Origin of the sequence: Melghirimyces algeriensis, from assembly GCF_900182565.1 — a bacterium.
Lineage (GTDB): Bacteria > Bacillota > Bacilli > Thermoactinomycetales > DSM-45169 > Melghirimyces > Melghirimyces algeriensis.
This window is the reverse complement of record NZ_FXTI01000006.1, coordinates 85,059-109,680: the sequence shown is the minus strand read 5'-3', so window position 1 is coordinate 109,680 and position 24,622 is coordinate 85,059. Positions and strand designations below refer to the sequence as shown.

General features: G+C 44.8%; 28 protein-coding genes and 1 tRNA gene. 21 read left to right on the top strand and 8 right to left on the bottom strand.

All coding sequences use genetic code 11. The features are described from left to right. Both pabB and FN782_RS10240 read left to right on the top strand, forming a co-directional pair. Nucleotides 1-1,368 carry an aminodeoxychorismate synthase component I gene (pabB, locus tag FN782_RS10245; protein WP_142505700.1) on the top strand — a complete coding sequence of 456 codons (1,368 nt, stop codon included), beginning with the start codon at nucleotides 1-3 and terminating at the stop codon, nucleotides 1,366-1,368. After that, on the top strand, nucleotides 1,365-2,228 hold the full coding sequence (locus FN782_RS10240) for an aminotransferase class IV (RefSeq protein WP_142505699.1): 864 nt from the start codon (nucleotides 1,365-1,367) through the stop codon (nucleotides 2,226-2,228). Before pabB ends, FN782_RS10240 begins: the two co-directional genes overlap by 4 nt. Here the strand turns inward: FN782_RS10240 and FN782_RS10235 are convergent. After that, entirely contained in the window at nucleotides 2,225-2,788 is a 564-nt protein-coding gene (locus FN782_RS10235) for a class I SAM-dependent methyltransferase (RefSeq protein WP_142505698.1), read from the bottom strand. The genes FN782_RS10240 and FN782_RS10235 overlap by 4 nt on opposite strands. Nucleotides 2,789-2,849: 61 nt before the next feature. Then, on the bottom strand, nucleotides 2,850-3,005 hold the full coding sequence (locus FN782_RS16845; RefSeq protein ID WP_185956206.1) for a hypothetical protein: 156 nt from the start codon (nucleotides 3,003-3,005) through the stop codon (nucleotides 2,850-2,852). A gap of 150 nt (nucleotides 3,006-3,155) precedes the next feature. Here FN782_RS16845 and FN782_RS10230 point away from each other — a divergent pair, with 150 nt between their 5' ends. From FN782_RS10230 to FN782_RS10190, 9 genes are all read left to right on the top strand, one after another. Then, nucleotides 3,156-3,785 (top strand): SCO family protein, encoded by a 630-nt coding sequence (locus FN782_RS10230; RefSeq protein WP_142505697.1) that lies wholly within the window; start codon nucleotides 3,156-3,158, stop codon nucleotides 3,783-3,785. Nucleotides 3,786-3,930: 145 nt separating this feature from the next. Beyond that, nucleotides 3,931-4,644 (top strand): ABC transporter ATP-binding protein, encoded by a 714-nt coding sequence (locus tag FN782_RS10225; RefSeq protein ID WP_142505696.1) that lies wholly within the window; start codon nucleotides 3,931-3,933, stop codon nucleotides 4,642-4,644. A 3-nt stretch (nucleotides 4,645-4,647) separates the two neighbouring features. Then, complete coding sequence (locus FN782_RS10220) at nucleotides 4,648-5,853, top strand: ABC transporter permease (RefSeq protein ID WP_142505695.1); 1,206 nt, start codon at nucleotides 4,648-4,650, stop codon at nucleotides 5,851-5,853. A gap of 156 nt (nucleotides 5,854-6,009) precedes the next feature. After that, entirely contained in the window at nucleotides 6,010-7,026 is a 1,017-nt protein-coding gene (locus FN782_RS10215; protein WP_246064921.1) for a metal ABC transporter solute-binding protein, Zn/Mn family, read from the top strand. 139 nt (nucleotides 7,027-7,165) lie between these two features. Beyond that, the gene (locus tag FN782_RS10210) at nucleotides 7,166-7,768 is read left to right on the top strand and encodes a trimeric intracellular cation channel family protein (protein ID WP_142505694.1); all 603 of its coding nucleotides are present in this window, start codon (nucleotides 7,166-7,168) and stop codon (nucleotides 7,766-7,768) included. A 158-nt stretch (nucleotides 7,769-7,926) separates the two neighbouring features. Then, nucleotides 7,927-9,495, top strand: coding sequence for a spore germination protein (locus FN782_RS10205; RefSeq protein WP_142505806.1), 1,569 nt, complete (start codon nucleotides 7,927-7,929; stop codon nucleotides 9,493-9,495). A 14-nt stretch (nucleotides 9,496-9,509) separates the two neighbouring features. After that, entirely contained in the window at nucleotides 9,510-10,700 is a 1,191-nt protein-coding gene (locus FN782_RS10200) for a Ger(x)C family spore germination protein (protein WP_185956205.1), read from the top strand. Between the two features lie 37 nt (nucleotides 10,701-10,737). Then, a complete protein-coding gene (locus tag FN782_RS10195; protein ID WP_142505692.1) occupies nucleotides 10,738-10,965 on the top strand; it encodes a hypothetical protein in 228 nt (75 codons plus the stop codon). 16 nt (nucleotides 10,966-10,981) lie between these two features. After that, nucleotides 10,982-12,085 (top strand): GerAB/ArcD/ProY family transporter, encoded by a 1,104-nt coding sequence (locus tag FN782_RS10190; protein WP_185956204.1) that lies wholly within the window; start codon nucleotides 10,982-10,984, stop codon nucleotides 12,083-12,085. Between the two features lie 50 nt (nucleotides 12,086-12,135). Here the strand turns inward: FN782_RS10190 and FN782_RS10185 are convergent, their stop codons facing one another. Next, on the bottom strand, nucleotides 12,136-13,422 hold the full coding sequence (locus FN782_RS10185) for an NCS2 family permease (RefSeq protein WP_246064920.1): 1,287 nt from the start codon (nucleotides 13,420-13,422) through the stop codon (nucleotides 12,136-12,138). A 191-nt stretch (nucleotides 13,423-13,613) separates the two neighbouring features. Between FN782_RS10185 and FN782_RS10180 the strand changes: the two genes are divergently transcribed. Continuing rightward, nucleotides 13,614-13,829 (top strand): hypothetical protein, encoded by a 216-nt coding sequence (locus FN782_RS10180; protein ID WP_142505689.1) that lies wholly within the window; start codon nucleotides 13,614-13,616, stop codon nucleotides 13,827-13,829. Between the two features lie 53 nt (nucleotides 13,830-13,882). Here FN782_RS10180 and FN782_RS10175 read toward each other — a convergent pair. Next, nucleotides 13,883-13,954 (bottom strand) — tRNA-Phe (locus tag FN782_RS10175). Nucleotides 13,955-14,355: 401 nt separating this feature from the next. On the opposite strand from FN782_RS10175, the gene FN782_RS10170 reads away from it, so the two are divergent. Continuing rightward, nucleotides 14,356-15,225, top strand: a complete 870-nt coding sequence (locus FN782_RS10170) for a lipoate--protein ligase family protein (protein ID WP_142505688.1) — start codon at nucleotides 14,356-14,358, stop codon at nucleotides 15,223-15,225. A 278-nt stretch (nucleotides 15,226-15,503) separates the two neighbouring features. Here the strand turns inward: FN782_RS10170 and FN782_RS10160 are convergent, their stop codons facing one another. Both FN782_RS10160 and FN782_RS10155 read right to left on the bottom strand, forming a co-directional pair. After that, nucleotides 15,504-15,974, bottom strand: a complete 471-nt coding sequence (locus tag FN782_RS10160) for a hypothetical protein (RefSeq protein ID WP_142505686.1) — start codon at nucleotides 15,972-15,974, stop codon at nucleotides 15,504-15,506. 2 nt (nucleotides 15,975-15,976) lie between these two features. Continuing rightward, nucleotides 15,977-16,186, bottom strand: a complete 210-nt coding sequence (locus FN782_RS10155) for a helix-turn-helix transcriptional regulator (RefSeq protein WP_142505685.1) — start codon at nucleotides 16,184-16,186, stop codon at nucleotides 15,977-15,979. 150 nt (nucleotides 16,187-16,336) lie between these two features. On the opposite strand from FN782_RS10155, the gene FN782_RS10150 reads away from it, so the two are divergent. The 8 genes from FN782_RS10150 (at nucleotide 16,337) to FN782_RS10115 (ending at nucleotide 22,221) form a co-directional block, all read left to right on the top strand. Continuing rightward, nucleotides 16,337-16,786 (top strand): MarR family winged helix-turn-helix transcriptional regulator, encoded by a 450-nt coding sequence (locus tag FN782_RS10150; RefSeq protein WP_142505684.1) that lies wholly within the window; start codon nucleotides 16,337-16,339, stop codon nucleotides 16,784-16,786. Between the two features lie 77 nt (nucleotides 16,787-16,863). Beyond that, the gene (locus FN782_RS10145) at nucleotides 16,864-17,793 is read left to right on the top strand and encodes a DMT family transporter (RefSeq protein WP_142505683.1); all 930 of its coding nucleotides are present in this window, start codon (nucleotides 16,864-16,866) and stop codon (nucleotides 17,791-17,793) included. A gap of 28 nt (nucleotides 17,794-17,821) precedes the next feature. Further along, nucleotides 17,822-18,901, top strand: a complete 1,080-nt coding sequence (locus tag FN782_RS10140) for a saccharopine dehydrogenase family protein (RefSeq protein ID WP_142505682.1) — start codon at nucleotides 17,822-17,824, stop codon at nucleotides 18,899-18,901. A 48-nt stretch (nucleotides 18,902-18,949) separates the two neighbouring features. After that, entirely contained in the window at nucleotides 18,950-19,813 is an 864-nt protein-coding gene (locus FN782_RS10135; protein ID WP_142505681.1) for an alpha/beta fold hydrolase, read from the top strand. Nucleotides 19,814-19,930: 117 nt separating this feature from the next. Continuing rightward, on the top strand, nucleotides 19,931-20,584 hold the full coding sequence (gene trhA, locus FN782_RS10130; RefSeq protein ID WP_246064919.1) for a PAQR family membrane homeostasis protein TrhA: 654 nt from the start codon (nucleotides 19,931-19,933) through the stop codon (nucleotides 20,582-20,584). Nucleotides 20,585-20,881: 297 nt separating this feature from the next. Beyond that, nucleotides 20,882-21,325: an ArsI/CadI family heavy metal resistance metalloenzyme gene (locus FN782_RS10125; RefSeq protein WP_142505679.1), complete on the top strand. Its 444-nt coding sequence runs from the start codon at nucleotides 20,882-20,884 to the stop codon at nucleotides 21,323-21,325. Between the two features lie 74 nt (nucleotides 21,326-21,399). Continuing rightward, a complete protein-coding gene (locus FN782_RS10120; protein ID WP_142505678.1) occupies nucleotides 21,400-21,735 on the top strand; it encodes an ArsR/SmtB family transcription factor in 336 nt (111 codons plus the stop codon). Between the two features lie 135 nt (nucleotides 21,736-21,870). Beyond that, a complete protein-coding gene (locus FN782_RS10115) occupies nucleotides 21,871-22,221 on the top strand; it encodes a hypothetical protein (protein WP_142505677.1) in 351 nt (116 codons plus the stop codon). A gap of 93 nt (nucleotides 22,222-22,314) precedes the next feature. Here FN782_RS10115 and FN782_RS10110 read toward each other — a convergent pair whose 3' ends face one another. After that, entirely contained in the window at nucleotides 22,315-22,719 is a 405-nt protein-coding gene (locus FN782_RS10110) for an acyl-CoA thioesterase (RefSeq protein ID WP_246064918.1), read from the bottom strand. 155 nt (nucleotides 22,720-22,874) lie between these two features. Further along, entirely contained in the window at nucleotides 22,875-24,587 is a 1,713-nt protein-coding gene (gene thiC / locus FN782_RS10105) for a phosphomethylpyrimidine synthase ThiC (RefSeq protein WP_281285939.1), read from the bottom strand. Nucleotides 24,588-24,622: the final 35 nt, after the last annotated feature.

Here is a 24,622-nt window from a genome sequence, read left to right as displayed (position 1 = left end):
ATGAAAACGGCGTGGATGCGTCTGAATCAACAAGTGGATTTGGTGGAGGAAGAGCCGCGACTAACCGCTGGAGGAGAGACGATTCTTCTGGATAGTTGCGGTCGGGGACGATATACCATTCTCGCTTGGAACCCGGTGTGGAAAGAGACATTTTATCATGGGGATCGTGTAGATGTATTTCAGGTGTTGGATTCTGTACTTGAGAAACTTCCCAAACCGGATCTGCCCACTGACGCACCACCTTTTCTCACAGGGATACTCGGTGCTCTGGGATATGAGTTGGCTTGGGATCTGGAAACGATTGCCCCGCCAAAGCCAAGAAGGTTTGCGCTTCCGGATGGCGTTCTGATGGTTCCAGGGAATGTTGTGGTAACAGATGCCGAGACAGGGATGACTTGGGTCGCGGTTACACTTCGTGAAGAGGGAGAGCCTGAGCGAGAGCTGGAAACGGTGGTTGATCAAATCACAGCCAAAAAAGAGACGAAAAACATATTAAAAATGGATGGGGAACTGATCCAACCCATGGTTTCCGAAATTGGACGGGAGGAGTACATGCGTCGCGTATTCCGTGTACAAGAGTATATTCGTCGGGGAGACATTTATCAGGCGAATCTGTCCTATCGAATGGAAGGAAAGGTCAAAGGGCATCCTGGTGCGCTGTACCGGATGCTTCGGGAGGCCAATCCCGGAGCTTATGGGGCTTTTTTGCGTTTTCCGGGTTTTGCAGTTCTGTCATCTTCGCCGGAACAGTTTTTACGCTGGGAAGGTGGATACATTGAAACCCGTCCGATCAAGGGGACCCGTCCTCGTGGGGAGACACCGGAACAAGATGAACAGTATCGGAACGAGTTGGCTGCAAGTGAAAAGGATCAGGCGGAGTTGGTCATGATTGTGGATTTGGAGCGGAATGACTTTGGGAAGTTTTGTAAATCGGGGTCGGTAAGCGTTTCAGAGCTGTTTACCATTCATCCTCACCCGACGGTTTGGCATCAGATGGCGACAGTGACGGGGGAACTTCCAAAAGGGACAACAGCAGGTATCGTGCTGCGTTCTGTTTTTCCCGGAGGGTCAATCACCGGTGCTCCCAAGCTTCGATCGATGCAGGTGATTCATGAAGTGGAAAATGAACGACGAGGGTTTTATACCGGTTCCATCGGATATGTGGATACAAGAGGTACGGCGGAGTGGAATATTGCAATTCGCACAATGACTTGGATCGGGGAAGAGACAGGGGTTTTGTCTTATCATGTAGGGGGAGGAATTGTGGCGGATTCCGACGCCTGGATGGAATATGAGGAAACGGTAGCCAAAGGGCGCGGAATGGAAAGAGCGATTCGACGTTGGATTTCAGGGGGCAAACAAATATGAAATGGATTGTGAATGGAGAAGTGTATGAGGAACAAGAGGCCCGGATTTCCAGTCGTAATCGGGGGGCACTCTTTGGTGACGGCTTATTTGAGACCTTTCGGGTGGAAAAAGGGATTCCCCTTTTTTTGAATGAACATCTGGTCCGATTGGTTCAAAGCGCTGAAAAGCTCCGGTTTACCCACATCCCTGATGAACAGGAATTTAAACGAGCCATCCGGGAGGCGATCCGGTGGAATCAAGTAAAGAGCGGCTATCTTCGGTTGACTCTGACTCGCGGAAACGGAGGATTTGCAGTCCCCCTGAAACAACTGGATCAGCCATGTTACTGGGTGGAAGCCAGAGAACTTCCGTTAAAAACCAACCTCTATGATCAAGGAATTCGGGCAATCGTATCTTATCCCATTTGCAACCCCTTGTCACCGACTTCAGGAACAAAGTCTCTCCAATTTCTGGACAACATCATGGCAAGAGATGATGCGGAAAAAAAAGGAGTACAGGAAGCGATTCTGCGGACGGTGGAGGGTGATCTGTGTGAGGGGGCATCTTCCAATCTTTTTCTTGTGAGAGATGGGGTGATCCGAACCCCAGCACTCAACCGGGGTCCCTTACCCGGTATTGTTCGGGCGTGGGTGATTCAAACGGCCCACCAATTGGGGCTGACGGTGGAAGAAAGTCGGCTGGAACCGGAAGAACTGCATCAGGCGGATGAGGTTTTCTTGACGAATTCCTCCCTGGGTGTCTTTCCATGTGTACAGGTAAATGGACAATCTGTAGGGCATGGAGTGCCCGGTCCGGTAACCTGTCGTTTGATCCGGGCCTGGAAAGAGGCCGTAATGGAGCAAACAAAAGCATCTTTTTAAGTTTTTTTGCAAAGATAAACAAAGGCGCAGGGAATGTTTAACGGTACAAAAGTGATTTTCTGCACATGAAACCATTGTTTCAGTTCCTTTTTCAACTGCAAGGAATATTGGTAGGTAAGAAACATACCCTCTTTTTTCAGCGTTTGGTGGACTTGCTTCAAAATATGGTTGCGTTTTCTGGCAGAGAAAACAGCGAAAGGGAGGCTGGACAGAATGCAATCCACCGAATGCACCCCTTGCGATTGAAGAACCGTGCGGAGTGATTCCGCTTGGGCATAATGGTGATATTGAGGGAATTCACGTTGTAAGGCTTTGCGCAGTTCATCATCCTGTTCAAACACCGACACGAGACAATCGGGATGGATTCGCTGGCTGAAGTGACGGGTCAATACGCCGGTACCCGCTCCCAATTCCACTAGGGAGCGAACATGTTCCCAAGCGACAGGTTTTAACATGGCACGAACCAAAAACCGTGAACTGGGGATCACCGAGCCGATATTCTGAGGGGATTGCAGAAATTTGCTTAAGAATAATTTCTGTTCAGATAGTTGCTTTTTCACGAAAATAAGACTCCTTTGATGATCCTAATCAACCGCCCCCCGCGGGGCGGTTGACTCATTCTTACCGTTCAGTTGGCGGGTGTTGTCCCGGAGCTGTTTCGGGGAAAGGAACCTCTTCTTCATCTCCCTTCACATGGCGGGACGGATTGTTTTCCTGTTCCTCTTGTACCTCAGGCTCCACCATTGGGCTACGACGACGTTCATCTCTAGTGGGCATCCATTTTTCCTCCTTTACGTTTGATCTCTTCCTTAAGTTTCCTTTCTGGTGGTCTGGATTATACATAAAGAAAAAAGATTGTCATATATTGGACGCGCCTACATATATCAGAGGAAGAGGAAGGTTGGGTTGCTGAAAGGAGGAGATCCCGTGATAGGCTTTTCCAGGGGAAAAATCCTTACCATTGTAGCAGCCACAGCGCTGCTGATGGTTTATGGTGGGTTGGATTGGGGGAACAAACCCTTACATCCTCATCCAGACTCCATTGGAGTGAATAGTGCGCCAATCCCTGAATTCACTTATATCGACCAGAACGGAGTGTCTTTTGGAACAGAGGATTTGAAGGGGTCCATCTGGTTGGCAGACATTATCTATACCCGTTGTCCGGATGTGGCTTCTCCCATGACAGCTAACAAGGTACGGCTTCAGAAACGTCTGCAAAAGGAAAACTTAGATGTAAAACTCGTTTCATTTAGTGCAGATCCTCTGTTTGATTCCCCGTCCCGTCTCAGACAGTATGGAAACCATCTTCATGTTGATTTTTCCAATTGGCACTTCCTGACCCATAATAGCGAACCCCAACTTCATCGCTTTCTGAAAGCAGCGTTTGGAGACCCCGTGCAAAGAGAGGGATTCCCCTCAGAAGAAAGCCCTCCTCAGATCAGCCACTCTACTCGTTTTTATCTCATCGATCAAGATGGTAAGGTCATGTCCCACTATAACGGGTTGCAACCGGATTACGATCAAATCATCCGGGATATTCGAACACTGCAAAGATAATGAGAAAGATGCTTCCCAATCACTCCCCCGGCTTGCTACAACATCATCTGATTTCTTTTTTTTTTTGAGATTTATTTTAGAATAGATTAGCATATTGTGTAGTATTCATATAAATTCCTTCACAGTATTGAGAGGATGTAGACATATGAAGATATTGGATGTTGATATCAGCGAAGCAGGATATACCAAGGGGAACCGTGTTGTAAATGATATCAAGTTTACTCTTCATAGTGGAGAGATGATGGGTCTCATTGGTCCGAATGGTTCAGGGAAAAGTACCACGGTGAAAGCTGTATTGGGATTTCTCAACCACATGGAGGGACAGATCAATCAGTTAGGACCGAAAAAGCGATACAGTTATGTCCCGGAGCATCCTGTTCTTTACGATGAGTTGACGGTATGGGAACACCTGGAATTGGCAGCATCCGTCTATGAGATACCGCAGGATATATTTCGTGATAAAGCTTATACATTATTGGAACGTTTTCAACTATCACAAGTAGTGCATCATCTCCCACGACTGTTTTCCAAAGGGATGCAACAAAAAGTGATGTTAATTGCTGGGTTTTTGTTGGAACCGGATTTATATATCGTTGATGAACCGTTTATCGGATTAGATCCTCTGGCTACAAAGGAGCTTTTGTTGCTGCTCGAAGAAGAGAGAGAGCGTGGTGCCGCGGTATTGCTCTCAACCCATGTCCTGGATACTGCCGAGAAGATCTGTGACTCCTTTTTTCTTCTTTATCAAGGTTATTGTGTGGCCAAAGGTGATCTAAACGAACTTCGGAGGCACACAGGGCAAAATGAGGCATCGTTAATGGACTGTTTTTATTCCTTGACAACATCCAGGGAGGTTTGACGGGTGTCTCCTCATCGTTTGTATCAACACAGATGGAAAGAAAATCTCCGATTTCAATATCAAGTATGGAAAAGTGTGGTTGATTGGACCATTGCCCTTTATATTTTGATTCCGGCATTGCTCATCTTTTTTAAAACCTATATTGGATGGTGGAACAGTGAACCAGATTGGTTTGCCAATGTTTCATTGCCAATTTTCATTGGATTCACTTATATTTTTGTAGGGGGTGCGATCCCCTTATATATCAAACCGGCTGATCAGCTGTTTTTATTTCAAAAAAAAGAGTGGATGCAATCATATATTCAAATCGGGTTGCATTATGCATGGTGGAAGCAGGGTGTTCAAAGTTTACTATTCACCTTATTGCTGTGGCCTCTGTTCAACTATATTGTTGATATGGATCTATTCCTGTTTATCGGCTTCTGGATCTATTTATGGCAAGCAAAAATGTTCGGTTCATTGATACAAAGACGAATCACCATTTTAAATCGCTGGATTTATAAAATATTGTGGGGAGTCAGTTTAAGGGTTTTAGGTGGATGTGCCTTTATACTGATTGGAGTTCAAGGGATAAAATCACCGTCTGTATTTGTTTTGGCATCGTTGATTGTTGGAGGATGCAGTGTTGCTCTAGCGGGTCGGATCAAACAGACAAATACATTTTTAAAAGATATTGAGTATGATGAGATCCAGCGATTAAAATGGGTATCCTTAATCTTAGGACAAACAGGGTATGCGAGTCCTAAATACTGGGTAAAGAAAAGCCCATGGATCTTTCCTCAGTCCAACACCCTGTTTCGTGAACGATCTTCTTCGCATGTAATGGCTGAGTCCATCATGAAGTCCTTTTTGAGAAATGGTCGTCAACTGTGGTCATACAGTCAATTTATCATATTGTGTACAATCGCTATTATGATTTCCCCGATCTTGTTAAAGTGGATATTGTGGTTTTTTCTTTCGATACTGTTTACACTCTGGGGGCGAATGTTCTGCCGGGAATATATGAAGAATCCAGCGTCTCGTGTGTGGATTCATTCGATTTCAGCGGTCAAACCTATTTTTGAAAAATCTGTTTTATTTATCCATTTGATTGGTTTTATACCGTTAACGATCGGGATGGGGCTATCCATGTTTGGTTTGGTTGGCATGGTGATGTTTCCTTTGGCATTGCCCGTTTCATTCTTAACAGTAAAGTTAATGTCTACTTGAATATAAAGAGGAATGATCCGGAAAAACACAGAACCTTAGATATAGAGATTCTGTGTTTTTGCATCTCAGTTAATCGTAATTATTACGATTTACAAACGTACAATATCTGTTTATAATAGAGAAAGTCGAAATCATAACGATTTTGGAGGTATGAGTGTGAATCGGTGGATGAAGCGGATCAGTGTGGTGTTTCTGACCTTCTCATTGTTGATTGCCGGTTGTGGGGGAAGAGATGTAGAGTCTTCATCAGAAGGGAGACTTCACGTGACTGTCAGTGTGTATCCCTTACAGTTTTTTGCTGAAAGCATTGGCGGTAAACATGTGAAAGTGACGAATATTGTTCCGGTCGGGGTGGATCCCCACAATTATGAACCGACTGCGCGAGAAGTAGCAGAGATTAACCAGTCAGATATGTTGCTTTATAATGGAGTTGGTTTTGAACGTTGGACGGATCAGATGAAAGATACATTGGATACGAAGAAGACATTGTTGGTGAATACGACGAAAGGCGTTCCCTTGATTAACGGGGAAGATCATCACCATCATGAAGAGGATCATCATAAAGAACACGAGGGTCATGACCATGAAAAAGAGCATGCACATGAAGAACATGAGGGTCATGACCATGAAAAAGAACATGGGGATCATCAGGACCCCCATGTGTGGTTGGACCCGGTTCGTGCCAAACAAGTGGCTGCCAATATCAAAAAGGCATTGATTCAGAAGGATCCTGAGCACAAAAAGGCATATGAAAAGAACTATCAAGAGTTGAGCCAACAACTGGATCAGCTGGACAAAACCTTTAAGCAAGAGGTTAAAGGCACGGAAACCAAAACATTTCTCGTTTCCCACGCTGCTTTTGGATATATTGCCGATCGATACGGATTGAACCAGGTCGCTGTCTCCGGGCTCTCTCCCTCGGATGAGCCAAGTGCCAAAGAAATGAAAAGCATCGTTGAAACAGCTAGAAAACATAAGGTAAAATATATCCTTTTTGAAACCTTGGTCAAAGGGAAAGTGGCAAAAGCCGTTCAAAATGAAGTGGGAGCCCAAGCATTAACATTACATCCTTTGGAAGGATTGACGGAAAAGGAACAGCAACAAGGGGAAGATTACATGTCTCTCATGAAGAGGAATGCAGAAAATCTGGGCAAAGCATTGGGAAAAAAGTAATTTTGCCAACCACTCATCACAAACGATGAGTGGTTTTTTACAGAAAATGGAGGGGTCGATTTCATTTTGACGGTTTCCATTTTGTCTGTTTTGTAGTACATTTTGAGGACAAGAGAGAGAAAAAAACGGGGTGTAAGGGATGGTTTGGGAAACGTTAAACCTAATTGGGATCATTGCCTTTGCTGTCAGTGGGACCTTGGTGGCAATGGAGGAGCGATATGATCTCTTTGGTACATTGGTCCTAGGGTTTGTGACAGCGTTCGGAGGAGGGGTCATACGAAATATTCTCATTGGGGTTCCGGTTCCTTCATTGTGGGAGGAAGATATTTCAATCTATATTGCACTCTTTACCATTCTTCTGCTTGTAGCCATCCCTTCGCAGTGGATTAGACGGTGGAAGAAGTGGTATTCATTCTTTGATGCCGTGGGTCTTTCCGCATTTACCATCCAAGGTGCTTTGTCCGCTATTCGTATGGAGTTACCAACCATTGCTGTGGTAGTGGCAGCCGTTTTAACGGGAATTGGTGGTGGGGTGATTCGGGATGTTTTGGCGGGAAGAAAACCCTTGGTTTTGCAAAAGGAGATTTATGCTCTCTGGGCTGTCATCGGTGGATGGATGATCGGGATGGAAGTGGTTCAGAAAGATTGGCAACTCTATCTCCTGTTTGGTCTGATCCTTTGCCTTCGATTGATCTCTCTGCTCTTTCATTGGCAACTTCCGCGACGAATCGCCAAGAATTGATGCGATAAAAGTTCTCTGGTATGACTGACATTCCTGCATTGATGATCAGATACCCGCGAAAAGCGTCCCCATGGGGGCGCTTTTCTTTTGTCATAAAATCCTTCCAATTGAAGGATGATAAGGGTATCCATGCCAATCTTGTTTGGGGGAAACGTACGATGCCTCAATGGAAGAGATGGAGTCGGAACAAAGGGCGACAAAAGCCGATGAGCCAGGAAAAGCCGGATACAGTATGGTTAAAAAGTGATCTAACCGAAAACTTGCTTCATATTAAACAATCATTTGGCAACAGCTCTGATTTAAATATCCGTGAAATTTTTCTTGACAGAGATGAAAAGATCTGTATGGCGGTTTTATATATGGAAGGCTTGGCGGATGAAAATCAGGTTCAACACTTTGTGATCAAGCCATTGATCCATGATGAAAACAATTATATGGACGGTTATGATTCATTTTTGGAATATATAAAAATGCGGGTAATTGCTGGTGGTTCCGTTCAGGATTTGCATGATTATCACAGTGTGTATACCTCGCTTTTATCGGGAAGAACAGTGATTTTGTCTGAGGGAATCCCCAGAGGAATCGCAGTCAGTTCGCAAGGGCTGGAGTCCAGAAATGTCTCTGAACCGATTACTGAGACGGTGATTCGTGGTCCCCATGAAGCGTTTTGTGAATCACTTCGCAAAAACATCGCATTGCTTCGTTGGCGGATCAAAAGTCCTAACCTCTGGTTGGAAACCCGAAAAATCGGTCGGGTCACAGGCACCAATGTAGCCATTATGTACATAAACGGCATTGTGAATGAAAAAGTGCTGAAAGAGCTTCATTCCCGTTTGGACCGAATTGATTTGGATGGAGTCCTTGAAAGTGGATACATTGAACAGTTGATTCAGGATGAAAAGTATTCACCTTTTCCAACCATTGATAATACCGAACGACCGGATATCGCGACAGCGGCTCTGTTGGAAGGGCGCGTGATATTGTTGGTGGATGGAACCCCCTTTGTTTTGATTCTTCCTGTCGTCTTTCCCCAATTACTGCAATCCCCGGAGGATTACTATAACAAAACGGATTATGGGTTTGTACGGATTCTGCGGTATATTTCATTATTTGTGTCTCTTTTGGCTCCCTCTCTGTATGTTGCTGTAACCACCTTTCACCAGGAGATGTTGCATACCACGCTGTTAATCAGTTTGGCGGCCCAGCGGGAAGGGATTCCTTTTCCCGCTTTTGTTGAAGCCGTATTGATGGAATTTATTTTTGAGACGTTGCGTGAAGCCGGGCTCCGGATGCTCCGACCGGTGGGCACGGCGATTACAATTGTGGGTGCCTTGGTATTGGGAGAGGCTGCGGTGCAGGCGGGATTGGTTTCTCCCGCCATGGTGATCGTCGTTTCCATCACTGCCATTTCATCGTTTGCGATTCCCTCCTATGAGTTACGGCTTCCCATTAGGGCTCTCCGATTTTTATTTATGGCCTTGGCCGCCTCTTTTGGCTTATACGGAATTGTCCTGGGTGGAATTACACTTCTGTTACATCTCACTAGTTTGCGTTCCTTTGGAATTCCCTATATGTCTCCGCTGGCACCCTTCAATATTGAAGGGCAGAAGGATACCCTATTCCGTTTTCCTTTATGGCTGATGAAGACCCGTCCCAGGTTAATCAGTCAATATAATCGCGTTCGGCAGCAAAGCACCGGACCGAGAAAACCCGATTCCCGACCATGATAGGAGCGAAAAGTATGAGGCGAAAATGGATGGCCATTTTTATCTGTTTTTTATTGGTTGTAACCCCAACGGGGTGTTGGAGCCGGAGGGAATTGGATACGTTGGGGCTGGCCACGGGTGCCGGGATTGATCAAACAGAAAACGGGTATCGTGTGTCTGTACAAGTGGTCAACCCGGAACAGATTGCTGAAACAGGCGGTCAAGGTCCACCCGTTACCACTTTGCAGACGGAGGCAGACACCCTTTTTGAGTGTCTCCGAAAATTAACCATAAAATCTCCAAGAAAAGCTTACTTTTCCCATTTTCGAATGATTGTTATCAGCGAAGAAGTGTCGAGGAAAGGGGTCCGGGATATATTAGATTTTTTTTCCAGAGACCATGAAACACGGACCGATTTTTTTATCGTCATCGCCAAAAAGACTCCGGCTTTAGATGTATTATCCCATTTTACTCATATACAAAAAATCCCTTCGCAAAAACTTTTTGACTCGCTGACAACATCACAGGAAGCATGGGCCCCGACAGTAGGAGTTCAGTTGGACCAATTGATCACAGATATTGTTTCAGAGGGGAAAGAGCCAGTTTTAACCGGTGTTTATGTCCAGGGGAAGAATGAAATAGGCAATAAAGAGGAAAATATTCGAAGAATTCATCCGCCGGCATTATTAGCCTATACACCTTTAGGGGTGTTGAAAAAGGATCGGCTGGTGGGGTGGTTAAATGAAAGGGAAAGCATCGGATACAATTATGCTCTTAATAATGTTAAAAACACCGTGGGAGATGTCCCCTGTCCCAAGGGAGGAAAGCTAGTGATCGAAGTGGTTCGGTCTAAAGGTGACATACGAGGGAGTGTTGAAAATGGCGTTCCTCACGGAAAAATAAACATTCAAGTGGAAGGAAACATAGGAGAAGTCTCGTGTCAAATTGATCTGAACGATGCCCAAACCTATTATGAGTTGGAAAAACGGGCAGAACAGCGTATCAAAAAGTATGTACTGTCAAGCATTAAAAAATCTAAACAGCTTCAATCCGATATTTTTGGGTTTGGTGATGCGATATACCGTGATAATCCACGGTACTGGAAAAAGATAAAGAAAGACTGGGATCAGCGATATCCACAACTGAAAGTGGATGTTCAGGTGGATGTCAAGTTGCAAGGTTCCGGTACAGTGGGGAATTCGTTTATTCAAAAGATGGAAAAATGATAACGAGTTACGCTAACTTGCCTAAAGGGGGAATCACATGTTGGTTGTGGGTATTTTACTGATTGTGGCAGTGATTGCATGGATTGATCTCCCCCGTTTATGGAGAAAAAAGCAAAAAAAAGATTTATCCGTATATTTAATACTCCTTTTGATCGGAACCGGTCTCAGTATAGCGGAGGGTTTGAACTGGGATATTCCCAATCCGATGGATTGGCTCATCTATGTATACAGGCCGGTGGGAGAATGGATTTTCCATCAGCTGTAGTGAAGGTGTGATCAGGATGATTGAGCGGGGCAAAATATCCATACGTCAATTTATGGTTTTGACTTTGTTGTTTGTCATCGGAGATGCTATCATACTGGCTCCATCCCATGTCATCATATCCGCTAAACAGGATGGATGGATTTCCGCATGGATTGGTGTGGGGGAAGCGTTGTTATTGGCCGTGATGTATAGTCTGCTGGGGAAACGTTTTCCCCAGCAGACCCTTGTCGAATATAGTGAACAGGTTTGGGGGAGATGGTTGGGGAAAGGCATCTCCTTTCTCTTTATTACTTATATATTTATTGATTGCGCACTGATGACCTATGAAGCGGGTGACTTTTTGACCATTCACTTTTTGATGGGAACGCCGATAGAGATGACCATCAGTCTGTTTCTGCTCGTTGTGGTTTTGGCAACAAGGCTTGGGATTGAAACCATTGCACGGACTTCGGAGTTATTGTATCCATGGGTATGGATTCTCTTTTTAATATTGATTGTCTCTTTATTTCCTCAAGTGGAAATGGAAAACTTCCAACCCATCTTAGCGGAAGGGTTTTCGCCCATTTTAAAAGGAAATGTGTATTTTCTTGCAAATGTGTTGGAATTGGTGATCCTGTTAATGATTTTCCCTTATGTCAACCAACCGGGGAAGGCTAGAAAGCCTTATGTGGCAGGTATGGTAATAGGGACGTCAGTTTTGGCTGTGATTAGTATGATGACTATTGCTGTATTGGGGGCAACCGTTGCAAGTATTCAACAGTATCCAACGTATATCCTGGCCAAAAAAATCAGTATCGGCGACTTTTTGGAGAGAGTGGAAGCGATCGTGGCCATCATGTGGTTGTTTACTCTGTTTATGAAAATTTCGATTTGCTTCTATGCTTCTACATTAGGTTTGGCACAACTTTTTCGATTAAATGACTACCGTCCCCTGACGTTCCCCCTGGGTATAATCGCTGTTGCCCTTTCTCTTGTGTTAATTCCCAATCCTGCTTTTTTCAATTATACGCATACAATCTGGTTTCCCTATTCCGCAACCTTTGCGTTGTTGTTGCCCGTATTAACATTGGTTCTCTCTGCCGTTCGGAAGAGGTGGTTTCCCATCAAAAAGGGAATGTGATGTTAGGATGTAATGAAAGGCGCGCACCGATTACGGGTGCGCGTCTTCATCTAATGAATCATGGAAGCAACGATCAGATAAACCAGGAACAATCCGCCGATGAGATAGACGGGGGAAGGCACTTGTTTTCCCTTTCCAATGGCGACCTTACACAGCGGATAGGTTATAAACCCAAAAGCCAGACCATCCGCAATGCTGGAAGTCAAGGGAATTCCCGCGAGAATGAAAAATGCCGGGAACCCCTCTGAGAAATCAGAAAAGGAGATATGTTCCACGCTCTGTACCATCAAGGCTCCGATGATAATCAAGACCGGAGCGACTGCATGATCGGGGATTTTACCCACCAAAGGCATCACCGGCAGCGTGCATAAAAACAGCATTCCAGTCACCAGTGGTACCATTCCGGTTCGTCCCCCTTCAGCAATCCCTGAAGTGCTTTCAGCTGATGCGATGGTGGGACTGGTACCCAAAAGACCGGAGACGAAGCTGGAGACAGCGGTTGCCCGGTAAGCTTTGGGGAACTTTTCCTGCTGGGGTAAGATCCCTTGCAATAAACCCAGGTTTTCAAATACAACAATCATGGTTAAAGAGAAGACCGCCACCCAGAATGGTAGAGTGATCACCACACCCCAGTCCAAGGAAAAGAAGACCTGACTGTATTCCTTCAGTTGAGGGGTGGCAACATGGGTATCCGGTATAGCTCCAACTCCGTAAGTGGACAGGGCAGTGAAGAGAAGACCCAAGAAAAAACTCCCTGTAATGCCCCGTGAATACAGAAACAGGGTTACCATCAGTCCGATCAGTGTAATCAAAGGAATGGGTTCTGCAAAGTTCCCCAGTCTGATAAACGTTACTGGATCGGGGTGGATCCACTGTGCTTTTTGCAAACCGATAAAGGTAAGAAACAGGCCAATTCCGGCAGTAATTCCATGCTTCAGGGAAGATGGAACGGCCTCAGCCAGTTTGTTTCCGTAGGTGGTAGTAGCAATGATCCAGAAGAGAATCCCGGAGAGCGTAACAGCCGTCAGCCCTTCCTGCCAGCTCAATCCCAAAGATTGAACGACAGTATAACTGAAGAAAGCATTCACACCCATACCGGGAATTAGGATAATCGGGGCATTGGCCCGAAATGCCATCCATAGGCAGCCAAACACCGATGAAGCAATGGTGGCTACCAATCCCGCTCCAAGGGGGATTCCGGCATCTTTTAGAATCATCGGGTTAACGATGAGAATATAAGCAACTGTAATAAAGGAGGTTAACCCGGCCATCCATTCCCTCCGGATGTCGATGGAGTTCGACTCCCCGCGTTGGAATCGTCTCAATCCCTTGTTCAATCCATCCAATCCTTTGTTATTGAACCCTCTCCCGCCCGTTACGCGTTATGACGCAACACTACTATTATACAGCGGAGAGCAAGGGAGAGAAACCAATCTCTGATGTATGGGAAAAATTTCACTAGTCAAAGGGACAAGTCCTCTTTCATACATTGATAAGGGCAGGTTGGAGGGACGAGGAGTGTGATGACATGAAAGTCGTAATGGATCTTTCCACGGAAGAATGGCAAGCGGCGTTATCCTGTATCGAACGTCGATTCAAGGAGTTGCGAATGAAGGTTCTGGAAGGAGATCGGAAAGGTCGCAGTATACAGCGATATCGGGAGGAAGTTTTTCTCTTGGGAAGAGTGCTTGATGAATGGAAATACCAAATCAAGCCAAACGCTAAAGACAGGAATGATTTGTGACAGGAAAAGAACAGACCGCAATCCGACAATGGAAAGCGGTCTGTTCTTTGTAAAGCGGATGACAGGAGTCGAACCCGTTCCGCCGGCTGGGTTTTGCCGGTGTTCTTCCGTTAAACTACATCCACTCAATCATCAGCAGGGGTTGACCCAACCTTGTCTACGTTCTTCAAGCAACTGTTCTAGAAAAGATGGCGCAATGTGTAAACAATTCCAAACCAGCAGGGAAGACTGAAGAGCATGGCATTAAAAAGACCGATGATTTGATTCATAATGATGACCTCCGATTGTTTTGTTAAGTTTATTATAATTGCTTTTCCACTATAATTGTTAAAACGGGGCGATTTGTAATCTACATTTAATCTTTTGTAACAGAGAGAGCCATATAAATGCACCGTTTTGTATTTGACAGGAATGTTTGTAACAGATCTGTAATGTTCAAAACAGAAGGGTGTTATTGATCTAAGTCGCTGATTCCATGGGATTGGGGTATAATGGCGGAGGGTACATGGTGCGGGAGGTTTAAAATATGGAAGATTTAATAAAAGAAGTAACATGGAAATTTAATGAGATAAAGTCGTGGAGGCTTCTGTATGAACCCAATGAAGCTGGACCCCTTTCCTATGGGATGGAAGAGGCAGTGGGGGAGATGGTGGCCCAGGGGGAGGCTCCGGCGACGATTCGTGTGTGGCAAGGACCCCGCAGTCTTGTGGTGGCGAAAAAAGATTTGCGCGCGCCAAATGGTTTAAAGGCGGCGCAGATGATGAAACAGGTGGATTGGCCGGTTTATGTGCGACAAAGCGGGGGAACCGCTGTCCCACATGGTCCTGGAACATTAAATCTTTCCCTTTTCCTTCCTCGTCCCAAGGAGATGAAATGGAATATTGACGATATCTATCGGATGTTGGGCGTTCCCATTATTGAGATGCTGAAGAACACATTCGGTTTGCACTCTTATTTTGGGGAAGTGCCAGGCTCCTTTTGTGATGGACGTTATAATGTTGTCGTTCAAGGAAAGAAGATCGTTGGCACCTCTCAAATCTGGAAAGGAGGTCCAGCCGGTCTCACTTCCAGGCGTCCGGGATACATCTTGGCCCATGCAACGCTGCTTACATGGATGGATCGGCAAGAAGCTGTATCTGCGTTAAATGCGTTTTATGAGCTTGCCGAGGGAAGTCGACCTGTCTATATTGATACCGTAGCAACCCTGTCCTCATTTGTCCCCGGTACACCGGACGAAGTGGAAAAAAAAGCGACGGAAGGGATTTTCAATGCTGTTCGATCTTTAACAGGTGTGGATGAGATCCAATCTCCCACGGAAAAAGAATGGGTGGAGGCGGAAACGTACCGGGACCGATGCTTTCCTGAGTTTTATGAAATGCGAACAGAAAAAGCATAGAGGAGACTGCTGAAAAAGTATCCGGTGGAGCATCCTTTTCCGACTACCCAGCAAAACCTCTGGAGGTCCCAACCGTTTAGCGGACAACCTGCTTTTCCCTTTTGTCCGCTGGTTGGGACCGGAGGGGGTGAAGCGGACTCTTTCCACATCGTTGCTGGAGGAAAGAGGTGCGGAAACGGATATCTCCCCTTTACCACTTTGTCATGAACCTCCATAGAGGATCTTTATTAAAAGCGAAGCCCTGTCGCCTTTTGGCGCAGGGCTTTGTATAGGGCTTATCAACTCAACCCTTTTTTGAGTGTCAGATAGTAGGCCGTCATTTGAATGAACGGAAACAGAAGGAAAACAACAACAGGATAAGCTGCGAAATAATCGGAGACTAGGGGCTGAGCTGCCATACCGATCGTGAGAAACGGAAAAGCAATCATGGTTGAAACATAAGCATTCCGACATGCCTTTGCAGTGATCATTTTTTCCCGTTCATCGCTTTCCTTTAATTCAGCGGGGAGAAACAGCGCTTCCTTCCACCCTTTTCCTTGCTTTCTTTGCTTTCGGGTTACTACAGCCACAGCGATTCCAGCGACCAGCAACACCAGGATCGTTGGCAGGATATTCAAAGAAAAGCCCTGTACACTGGAATCATTGATCCACGTTTTTATTTCCTCTGCTGCATCGTAGTACGTCACCATTGCCCAGCCAAACAACCCCACAATGATTACATTGAGTAAGTAAATCTTTGATGAACGCATGGTTACTCCTCTCCTTTTTCAATTTGAAAGACTTCTTCCACAGGCAATTGAAATTCAAGACAGATCTTCATGGCTAAAAGAAGAGAAGGAACATAATCCCCTTTTTCTATAGCAGCGATTGTTTGTCTGGTTACTCCCACCTTGGAAGCAAGGTGTTGCTGTGTCCACTGAAACCGTGCACGCAATTCGCGGATTCGATTGGATAATTGCACGTTTTCCTCCTTTGGTTTTGTGTTTATATGTATTGTATTGTACACCTTACAAAATGTTAAGTCAACATAACATTTTGTAAGGTATATTTAACTGAAATGGACTGGTTAAATCATTTGCCTTTATTTAGTTTAGGATGTATACTAAATGACATGATGAATAAACATGATATGAACCATGGTAGCCACAGTATTGGACGGTTAATCTTTCAACTTCAGCGCTTGGAACGCAATCCTCGAACGTTTGGTGAAGCGGGAACCTTGACTCCAAGTGAGATTCATGCAGTGGATGCAATTGGAGAAGACGGAAATGTACTGATGAGTCAATTAGCGGAGCGACTTGGGGTAACCAAGGGAGCCATTACACAGGTGATTCGTCGTTTGGAAAAGAAGGGGATTGTTTTTCGAGGTGAACACCCTGAGGATTCAAGGGCCGTGTTGATTTCATTGACCGATCGGGGAAAAACCGCTTATCAAGCACATTTGAAGCTTCATCAACAGTTTTATCAACAGCTTCAAGAGCAGTTAAGTCCGCACGAAATCACCATTTTTGAAAAATGTATCAAGATTTTCACAGGATTATTAGCTGAAAAAAATGAATGACACGGCATTGAACTGTGTTGTCGTCAAATTTTTTTGGACAAAAAGTATAGTATCTAAACTATATAGGGAGAGGTAACATGGGTGTTGTTTTTGCAATTTTATCAGCCGTGATGTTTGCCATGAATAATGTCATTGTAAAAAAAGGCATCAAACGGAGCCCTGACAGTGATAATGGCTTCTTTATCACCGTTTTGATGAATGTGATTCTTTTAGGTGTCCTTTGTTTCATTGTAATCAGTATAAAGGGGTGGGATCTTCAGTTTTCATGGAAAGCCATCCTGCTCTTTGCACTTGCGGGGTTGTGTACGACAGGTGTAGGAAGGTTAACATTGTTTTTTAGTATTTCATATATTGGTCCGTCCAAAGCCTCAGCGATCCGTAATTCGACTCCCATTTTTACCACTCTGTTTGCCCTTTTCTTTTTGGGTGAATCGATTACGTTATTGCCAGGGATCGGAATGCTCCTTTTGCTTGGTGGGATATTCAATGAAGGTGTTCGGTTACATCTGTCTCGCACAACGAACCATCAATCGATCGATGTACACCATGCAACGAAGGCTCAAAGAAATTCGTATGTGGGGCTTGGACTTGCTTTGTTTTCGGCCATCATCTTCGGAGTGGGTCAAGGGATTCGGAAACAAGGTTTGATCGAAATGGATCACGCTTTTTTGGGTGTATGGATTGGAGCCTTGACCTCCCTTGTTTTTGTCATCATCTATCAATGTGTTCGTCGGGAATTTATAGAGAATCTAAAGCAAAACGTGACGAGTTTGAATCCTTACTATTTTATTGCGGGTGGTTTAACCAGTCTGGGTCCATTATTTTTTTTCCTTGCTGCACAAACGATTCAAGTCTCTTATGTCAGTATGATTGCAGCAGCCGAACCATTAATCACCGTATTGATCAGTGCTGCCATCTTCAGAGGGGTTGAATCCATTACCCGGACAACTTGGGTAACCATTCTAATGATGCTCTTTGGAACCATTCTGATCGCAATGGGTCTATAAACATACAAGGGGAAGAAGGGTGACAGATATGAAGGATCAGATTCTAGTTGTCGGTGGGTATGGACATGTAGGAAGGCTGATTTGTGAGCAGCTGGGGAAACGGTATCCGGGTAAGGTGATTGCAGCAGGAAGAAGATTGAGCCAAGCAGAAGAATTTTGCAAAACAACGAATGGGAGAGTGATTCCTCGTGAATTGGATACCACCAAGCCTCTGCCGTCAGATTTATTGGATAAAGTGAAATTGGTTGTGATGTGTCTTGACCAGAGAAACCTGGATTTTGTACAGGCCTGTTTTGCCAACCGGGTGGATTATATCGATATCTCTGCGAATGCTTCCTTTTTATCGCGTGTTGAAACGTTGGAGGCAGAAGCGATAAAGAACGAAACAACGGCTGTTTTAAGCGTTGGCTTAGCACCGGGACTTACCAATTTATTAGCCAAATATACCACACGTTACATGGATCAAACAGAAGCAATCGATATTTATGTCCTGTTGGGGTTGGGAGATCAGCATGGTAAAGCGGCTATTGAATGGACGATCGATCATTTGGATACAAGCTTTTACGTGTATTCAAATCGGGAGAAAGTCAAGGCAGAGACCTTTGACGATGGGAAAACAACTGATTTTGGCAGAGATCTGGGGGATCGAACGGGATATCGATTTAATTTTTCCGATCAGCATTCCTTGCCCCATACCTTAAAGGTGCCGACGGTGAGTACCCGACTGTGCTTGGATTCCCGAACCGTTACCAAGATATTTGCGTTATGTAAACGGGCAGGGATATTCCATTTGTTAAAATATCAATCGCTACGGACATTGGCAGTATGGCTTTTAAGCAAAATAAGATGGGGAAGGGAAATCTATGCTTTAAAAATCGATGCATGGGGAGAAGTTGGCGGTAAAAGAGTTCTTGCCGAGTGTGCTCTTCATGGTCAGAAAGAAGCATCGATCACAGCTGCCATCGCAACAAGGGTAAGCGAAGAACTATATACGAACAAATGGTTAAAAGGGATCTATCACATTGAAGAGCTGTTTGATATTGATTCGCTCTGCTCGGATATCATTCCAGAGGTTCATATCACAGAGATTGGAAAGGAAACATTCTAGTTTCATGAGTAAGGGCCATTTTATTTACGGAGAAAGGTGAATGTCAAAATGAAAAAAAGCGGAACACTGACCATTGATGGCTTTCCATTATCTTATAGCATTGAGGGAGAAGGTATACCTGTACTTGTAGTAGGTAGTACAGTCTATTATTCTCAACTCTTTACTCAGGAGATCAAAAAAAAACTGCAATTCTTCTTTGTTGATCATAGAGGCTTCGTAAAGCCACCGCGATCATTAAGCCCAGAAGATTATCAATTGAATCTTATGCTTGATGATATCGAAAGCATAAGACAGATGCTTAATCTGGAGGAGTTTGTTATATTGGGTCATTCAGGCCATGCTTTTATGGCTTTAGAGTATGCTAGGAAGTATCCTGAATGTGTTAAGAAAGTTGTCTTATTAAACTCCGCACCTACAAACAGTAAAGAAAGGCAACAGCAGAGTTTTTCCTTTTTTAGGGATACTGCAAGTGATGAAAGAAAACGACAGTTTGAAAAAGATATCGCATTACTGGAAAGAGACATTGAAAAAGATCCGGAAAGACGATTTGTTCATATGTGCATTCGTATGGGTGCTCAAAGCTTTTACGACTATACATTTGATGCAACAGATCTGTGGGAAGGTGTATATACAAATATGCAGATCATTGATCACTTGTGGGGAGAGGTATTTGGAAGTCTGAATCTTTTACAATCATTGAAACACTTCAATAAGCCGGTTTTTATTGGTTTGGGAAGGTATGATTATCTAGTTGCTCCAGTCTCACTGTGGGACCCTGTTGAAGACTTAAGTTTGAAGGTGGAAAAAGTAATTTTTGAGCATAGCGGGCATAATCCCATGTTGGAAGAACCTCATGAGTTTAATAAACGATTGGTAAATTGGATTTATGAGGTTGATGATTTTATAAGGTGAATGAGAAACTTTGAATCAGTTTATTAATTTCTGGATAAGATTAAGCTTTCAGGGTTTTCATTGTTCTAATTTCAGGATATAATCGGTAAGAGTATTTCGAAAAATGGGGGCGTCCTGATGAAATGGTTAAAAATGAAGGAGCCGGTAAATACCTGGACGCACTTTGTCACCTTTTTGGCTGGGATTATCGGTTTGGTTTTTCTCATTCTTCTCAGTCGTGAAAATGTATCCACCTTAGTGGTGATGACCATTTATGGTGTCAGTGTCATTCTTCTCTATGGAGCCAGTTCTCTTTATCACTGGGTGAGAACCACCCCGGAGAAGGAATTGCTCTTGAAGAAACTGGACCATGTGGCAATTTACTTGTTGATTGCAGGGTCCTATACACCTATTTTTTACTATGGGTTAGAGGGAGCTTGGAAATGGGTGATGCTGATCGCCGTCTGGACCTTGGCGTTGATTGGGATTACGCTTAAATTCCTGTTTATTCAAACCCCTCGCTACATATCCACGTCTTTTTACGTTACATTGGGATGGATTGCATTAATTCCCATTGTTCAACTGGTTCAAAGTCTTCCGGTTGGTGCCATCATTCTTATGGTGGCAGGCGGTGTCGCCTATACGTTGGGGGCGGTGATCTATGCCACGAAATGGTGTGATTTTTTTCCCAACCGTTTTGGCTTTCATGAGGTGTTTCACCTGTTTGTCATGACCGGAACCGGTTTTCACTTTGCGATGATGGTGGTGTATATCATTCCAATGGGAGTATAAAGAAATCAAGGATTGGTAAGACAAAGAGCCGATACAAAATATGAATCGGCTCTTTGTTGTTAACAAAACCTCTTTCAACCCTGGTCAGACCGGGAACGGGACTTGATGAAACGGGAAGTGAGCTGTACATCATATATCAATTTTTTTTGATTTGCGGATTTACAGATCAAATTTATTTGATGTATGATTATATCAAAGAAAATTGATGTGAGGTGATTATTCTTTCATGGCAATTTGACGGATTGTGTCGTTCGATACTTGGAGAATGATAAACGAATGAGAAGGAGCGGATGAAAAATGGTATTAAAACCCCATGTAGCGATCAATGTGAAGGATTTGGACACCTCCATCCAGTTTTATCGTCATTTATTCGGAGAAGAACCTGCCAAGGTGCATCCTGGTTACGCTAAATTTGATCTGGATCAACCGGCCCTGAACTTCACGTTAAACGAAGGAGGTGACATTGCTGGTGGGCTGAATCATCTGGGAATTCAAGTGGAGTCAACAGAGGCGGTAATCGCTGCGAAGGAACGTTTGCAACATGCAGGGTTGGCTTCATTCGACGAAATGGATACCACTTGTTGCTATGCCCGTCAGGATAAAATTTGGGTAACCAGTCCCGACGATCACCGATGGGAAGTCTTCTTTGTCAAGGAAGATGTGGACGATTTCGGACAATCATCGAAAATTGCAACATCTGAGGGTGATTGCTGTGCCCCTGATTGCTGCACTTCCGAATAAGGAATAAATGATATCCTTTAGTGAAACCTGGGCGTTGCCTGGGTTTCGCTTATGCTAATCCAGGAGGGATTGTGATGTCTTGTTGCACCAATGAACCGCTGTCTCAGATTGCCAGGGCATTGGCCGACCCGATTCGCTGTCAAATTCTTGATCTGATTGCCGGAGGGGATGGAAAAAAATCTGTTCAATGCTGTACCACCGGAATGTGCGTTTGCGATATTCAAGAAGCGTTAAATTTAAAGCAATCCAAGGTGTCGTATCACGTGAAAGAATTGAAAAATGCGGGTCTTTTGCATGAACGCAAACGAGGAAAGTGGAATTATTACTCTATCAACCGAAACAAGCTGAACGATTTTTGCAACGAATTGTCCCAGCGATTTTCCTTGTCCGAGGAGAAGGCTGGTTCATGAGTGATCCAGATTCAACTGCAAGGATTGCCATGGTTCAGCCTTCCGTTAAGTGAAACACCCTTGGAGCTCAAATTCCAAGGCTGTTTAAACGGATTGATCCGTTGGATAAAATCAAAACAGAGAGGGGGGAATGTAATGCATCCACTTTATGCGATGTTCATGATATTATTGGCGGCCAGTGCTTTACTCCTCGGTGGATTGGATGCATCAGGGGTGATCCGGTTAAAAACGGTATATCTTTTCATCTACGCTCTCGCCGTACTGATTCCCATTTTGTTTCGGTTCGGAGGAAAAACGGGGAAAGGAAGTCAAGTGATGACTCTGTTCCTTCTGTTTCTGATTTTTGCCTTTATTCCTTATGGGTGGGAGCAGTGGAACCTTATACATAAGCTTGTGGATCGTTATGTTTCCGCTATTGTAATGACAGTTTTGGGGATGGTTCTCTTTGTGTGGGTCCGTGATGGGGAAAATAAACATTCCGGTTAACTGGGCGGGTATGCAGTATGTGTTTTCATCTATGTGACGGATATGGAAAAGAAAGACGCAACATCCAATGTTCACGATGTTGCGTCTTTCTCTTCATTGCGGGAGATGAAGGGATCGGAGTGTATCTTTCATCGCCTTTGGCAATGGGGTACTACGTTGTTTTTGATAGTCGTAATGAACGAGAACCGCTCGTCCGATGGCGATCAGTTCATCCGATTTCAGATCGCTGATCCGATGCATTACAGTGAAACTGCTGTTGCCAATCCGTTCCACTTCGGTGGTCACCTTTAGCCACTGGGCAAAGGAGGCCTGGGACTTGTATTCACAACTGGTGGAGGCGACGATCAGCTTCCAGTTATCCAGGTTCATGTTGGGATCTAACATCTGAAACAGTTCAATTCGAGCAGTTTCCATATAATTGTAGTAGACAGCATTGTTGACATGACCCAGTCCGTCACATTCATGAAAACGTACTTGTATGCTAGTTGACAACGGCAAGGGTTGGTGCCTCCTTCTTGTTAGCGATGAATGGCTTTTATATGATTTCTTGATGGATGGATCAATTTCCTTTGTAATCGGTGGATGAAGTATTTCCAGAAATAAAAAACCACCTTCCACCAGAGTGGAAGATGGATGCAGCTATCATCTGGATTTTATCGATATATTTTTGTACCGCCTTTTCGAAACTCATCCGCTTTCTCTTTCATGCCTTGTTCAACGGCATCGTTCGGATTTAGTCCTTTTTCTGCAGCATACTTTCGAATATCCTGGGTGATCCGCATACTGCAAAACTTGGGGCCACACATGGAACAGAAATGAGCGGTTTTAGCCGGTTCTGCGGGAAGGGTTTCATCGTGGAACGCTCTTGCACGCTCCGGGTCCAACGAGAGGTTAAACTGATCTTCCCACCGAAACTCAAACCGTGCCTTGGAAAGCGTATCGTCCCAATTTCGTGCCCTGGGATGACCTTTGGCCAGGTCAGCAGCGTGAGCAGCGATTTTGTAAGCGATCATTCCTTCTTTTACATCTTCCTTGTTGGGAAGTCCCAAGTGCTCTTTAGGTGTCACATAACAGAGCATGGCTGTCCCGTGCCAGGCAATCATGGCCGCTCCAATGGCGGAGGTGATATGGTCATAGCCGGGTGCAATATCCGTAGTTAAGGGACCCAACGTGTAAAATGGGGCTTCTTTGCACCACTCCTGCTGGATATCCACATTTTCTTTGATTTGATGCATGGGGACATGCCCTGGTCCCTCGATCATCACCTGCACATCATATTCCCAGGCGATCTGTGTCAATTCTGCCAGGGTCCTTAGTTCGGCAAACTGAGATTCATCGTTGGCGTCCGCGATGGAACCTGGGCGAAGGCCATCCCCCAAGGAGAGTGAGATATCATAGGTTCGAAGAATCTCACAAATTTCCCGGAAATGCGTGTACAGGAAACTTTCTTCATGATGGGCCAGACACCAAGCGGCCATAATCGAGCCACCGCGCGAGACAATTCCGGTTACCCGGTCGGCGGTCAAGGGAACATAGCGGAGAAGCACTCCCGCATGGATGGTAAAATAATCGACACCCTGTTCGGCTTGTTCAATCAATGTATCTCGGTAAATTTCCCAAGTCAGATCTTCAGGGTTGCCATTCACTTTTTCCAGTGCCTGATAGATTGGAACCGTACCGACTGGAACAGGAGAGTTGCGCAGAATCCATTCCCTGGTGGTATGGATATCCTTGCCGGTGGAAAGGTCCATGATGGTGTCGGCTCCCCAACGGGTCGCCCAGACCATTTTTTCCACCTCTTCTTCAATGGAGGAAGTTACTGCGGAGTTTCCGATATTGGCGTTGACTTTGACATGGAAGTGTTTTCCGATAATCATGGGTTCACTTTCAGGATGATTGATATTGGCAGGAATGATGGCACGACCCTTGGCCACCTCATCCCGGACAAATTCCGGACTGACTCCTTCCCGGATCGCGATAAATTCCATTTCCGGGGTAATGATCCCCTGGCGGGCATAATGCATCTGGGTAACCGTTTTTCCCGCTTTAGCCCGGAGAGGGGAACGAGACGGATTGGAGTACTCATCTGGTTTGTTTTTCCTGTATCCATTGTCCTCCGGCTGAATGTCGCGACCCTCATATTCCTCTACATCTTCCCTTTCCAGTATCCATTTCCTGCGAAGAGGGAAGAGCCCCTTTTGAGGGTCCGTGGAAACATCGGGGTCCGTGTAAGGACCACTGGTATCATAAACGCAAAGTGATTCGGGTTTTCCGGAACGATCCTCAGACGAGAGACAAATTTTTCGCATTGGAACCCGAATGTCTTCTCGTGACCCATTGACATAGATTTTGTAACTGTTATGCATTAAAAATAGCCTCCTCGTTATCATTCGGCACTGCC

Bases quoted from the DNA above. Each gene is read 5' to 3' on its own strand.
- pabB (WP_142505700.1), top strand. From the start codon at position 1: ATGAAAACGGCGTGGATGCGTCTGAATCAACAAGTGGATTTGGTGGAG.
- FN782_RS10240 (WP_142505699.1), top strand. From the start codon at position 1,365: ATGAAATGGATTGTGAATGGAGAAGTGTATGAGGAACAAGAGGCCCGG.
- FN782_RS16845 (WP_185956206.1), bottom strand. From the start codon at position 3,005: ATGCCCACTAGAGATGAACGTCGTCGTAGCCCAATGGTGGAGCCTGAG.
- FN782_RS10225 (WP_142505696.1), top strand. From the start codon at position 3,931: ATGAAGATATTGGATGTTGATATCAGCGAAGCAGGATATACCAAGGGG.
- FN782_RS10210 (WP_142505694.1), top strand. From the start codon at position 7,166: ATGGTTTGGGAAACGTTAAACCTAATTGGGATCATTGCCTTTGCTGTC.
- FN782_RS10205 (WP_142505806.1), top strand. From the start codon at position 7,927: ATGCCTCAATGGAAGAGATGGAGTCGGAACAAAGGGCGACAAAAGCCG.
- FN782_RS10200 (WP_185956205.1), top strand. From the start codon at position 9,510: ATGAGGCGAAAATGGATGGCCATTTTTATCTGTTTTTTATTGGTTGTA.
- FN782_RS10195 (WP_142505692.1), top strand. From the start codon at position 10,738: ATGTTGGTTGTGGGTATTTTACTGATTGTGGCAGTGATTGCATGGATT.
- FN782_RS10190 (WP_185956204.1), top strand. From the start codon at position 10,982: ATGATTGAGCGGGGCAAAATATCCATACGTCAATTTATGGTTTTGACT.
- FN782_RS10180 (WP_142505689.1), top strand. From the start codon at position 13,614: ATGAAAGTCGTAATGGATCTTTCCACGGAAGAATGGCAAGCGGCGTTA.
- FN782_RS10170 (WP_142505688.1), top strand. From the start codon at position 14,356: ATGGAAGATTTAATAAAAGAAGTAACATGGAAATTTAATGAGATAAAG.
- FN782_RS10160 (WP_142505686.1), bottom strand. From the start codon at position 15,974: ATGCGTTCATCAAAGATTTACTTACTCAATGTAATCATTGTGGGGTTG.
- FN782_RS10150 (WP_142505684.1), top strand. From the start codon at position 16,337: ATGATGAATAAACATGATATGAACCATGGTAGCCACAGTATTGGACGG.
- FN782_RS10145 (WP_142505683.1), top strand. From the start codon at position 16,864: ATGGGTGTTGTTTTTGCAATTTTATCAGCCGTGATGTTTGCCATGAAT.
- FN782_RS10140 (WP_142505682.1), top strand. From the start codon at position 17,822: ATGAAGGATCAGATTCTAGTTGTCGGTGGGTATGGACATGTAGGAAGG.
- FN782_RS10135 (WP_142505681.1), top strand. From the start codon at position 18,950: ATGAAAAAAAGCGGAACACTGACCATTGATGGCTTTCCATTATCTTAT.
- trhA (WP_246064919.1), top strand. From the start codon at position 19,931: ATGAAATGGTTAAAAATGAAGGAGCCGGTAAATACCTGGACGCACTTT.
- FN782_RS10125 (WP_142505679.1), top strand. From the start codon at position 20,882: ATGGTATTAAAACCCCATGTAGCGATCAATGTGAAGGATTTGGACACC.
- FN782_RS10120 (WP_142505678.1), top strand. From the start codon at position 21,400: ATGTCTTGTTGCACCAATGAACCGCTGTCTCAGATTGCCAGGGCATTG.
- FN782_RS10115 (WP_142505677.1), top strand. From the start codon at position 21,871: ATGCATCCACTTTATGCGATGTTCATGATATTATTGGCGGCCAGTGCT.
- thiC (WP_281285939.1), bottom strand. From the start codon at position 24,587: ATGCATAACAGTTACAAAATCTATGTCAATGGGTCACGAGAAGACATT.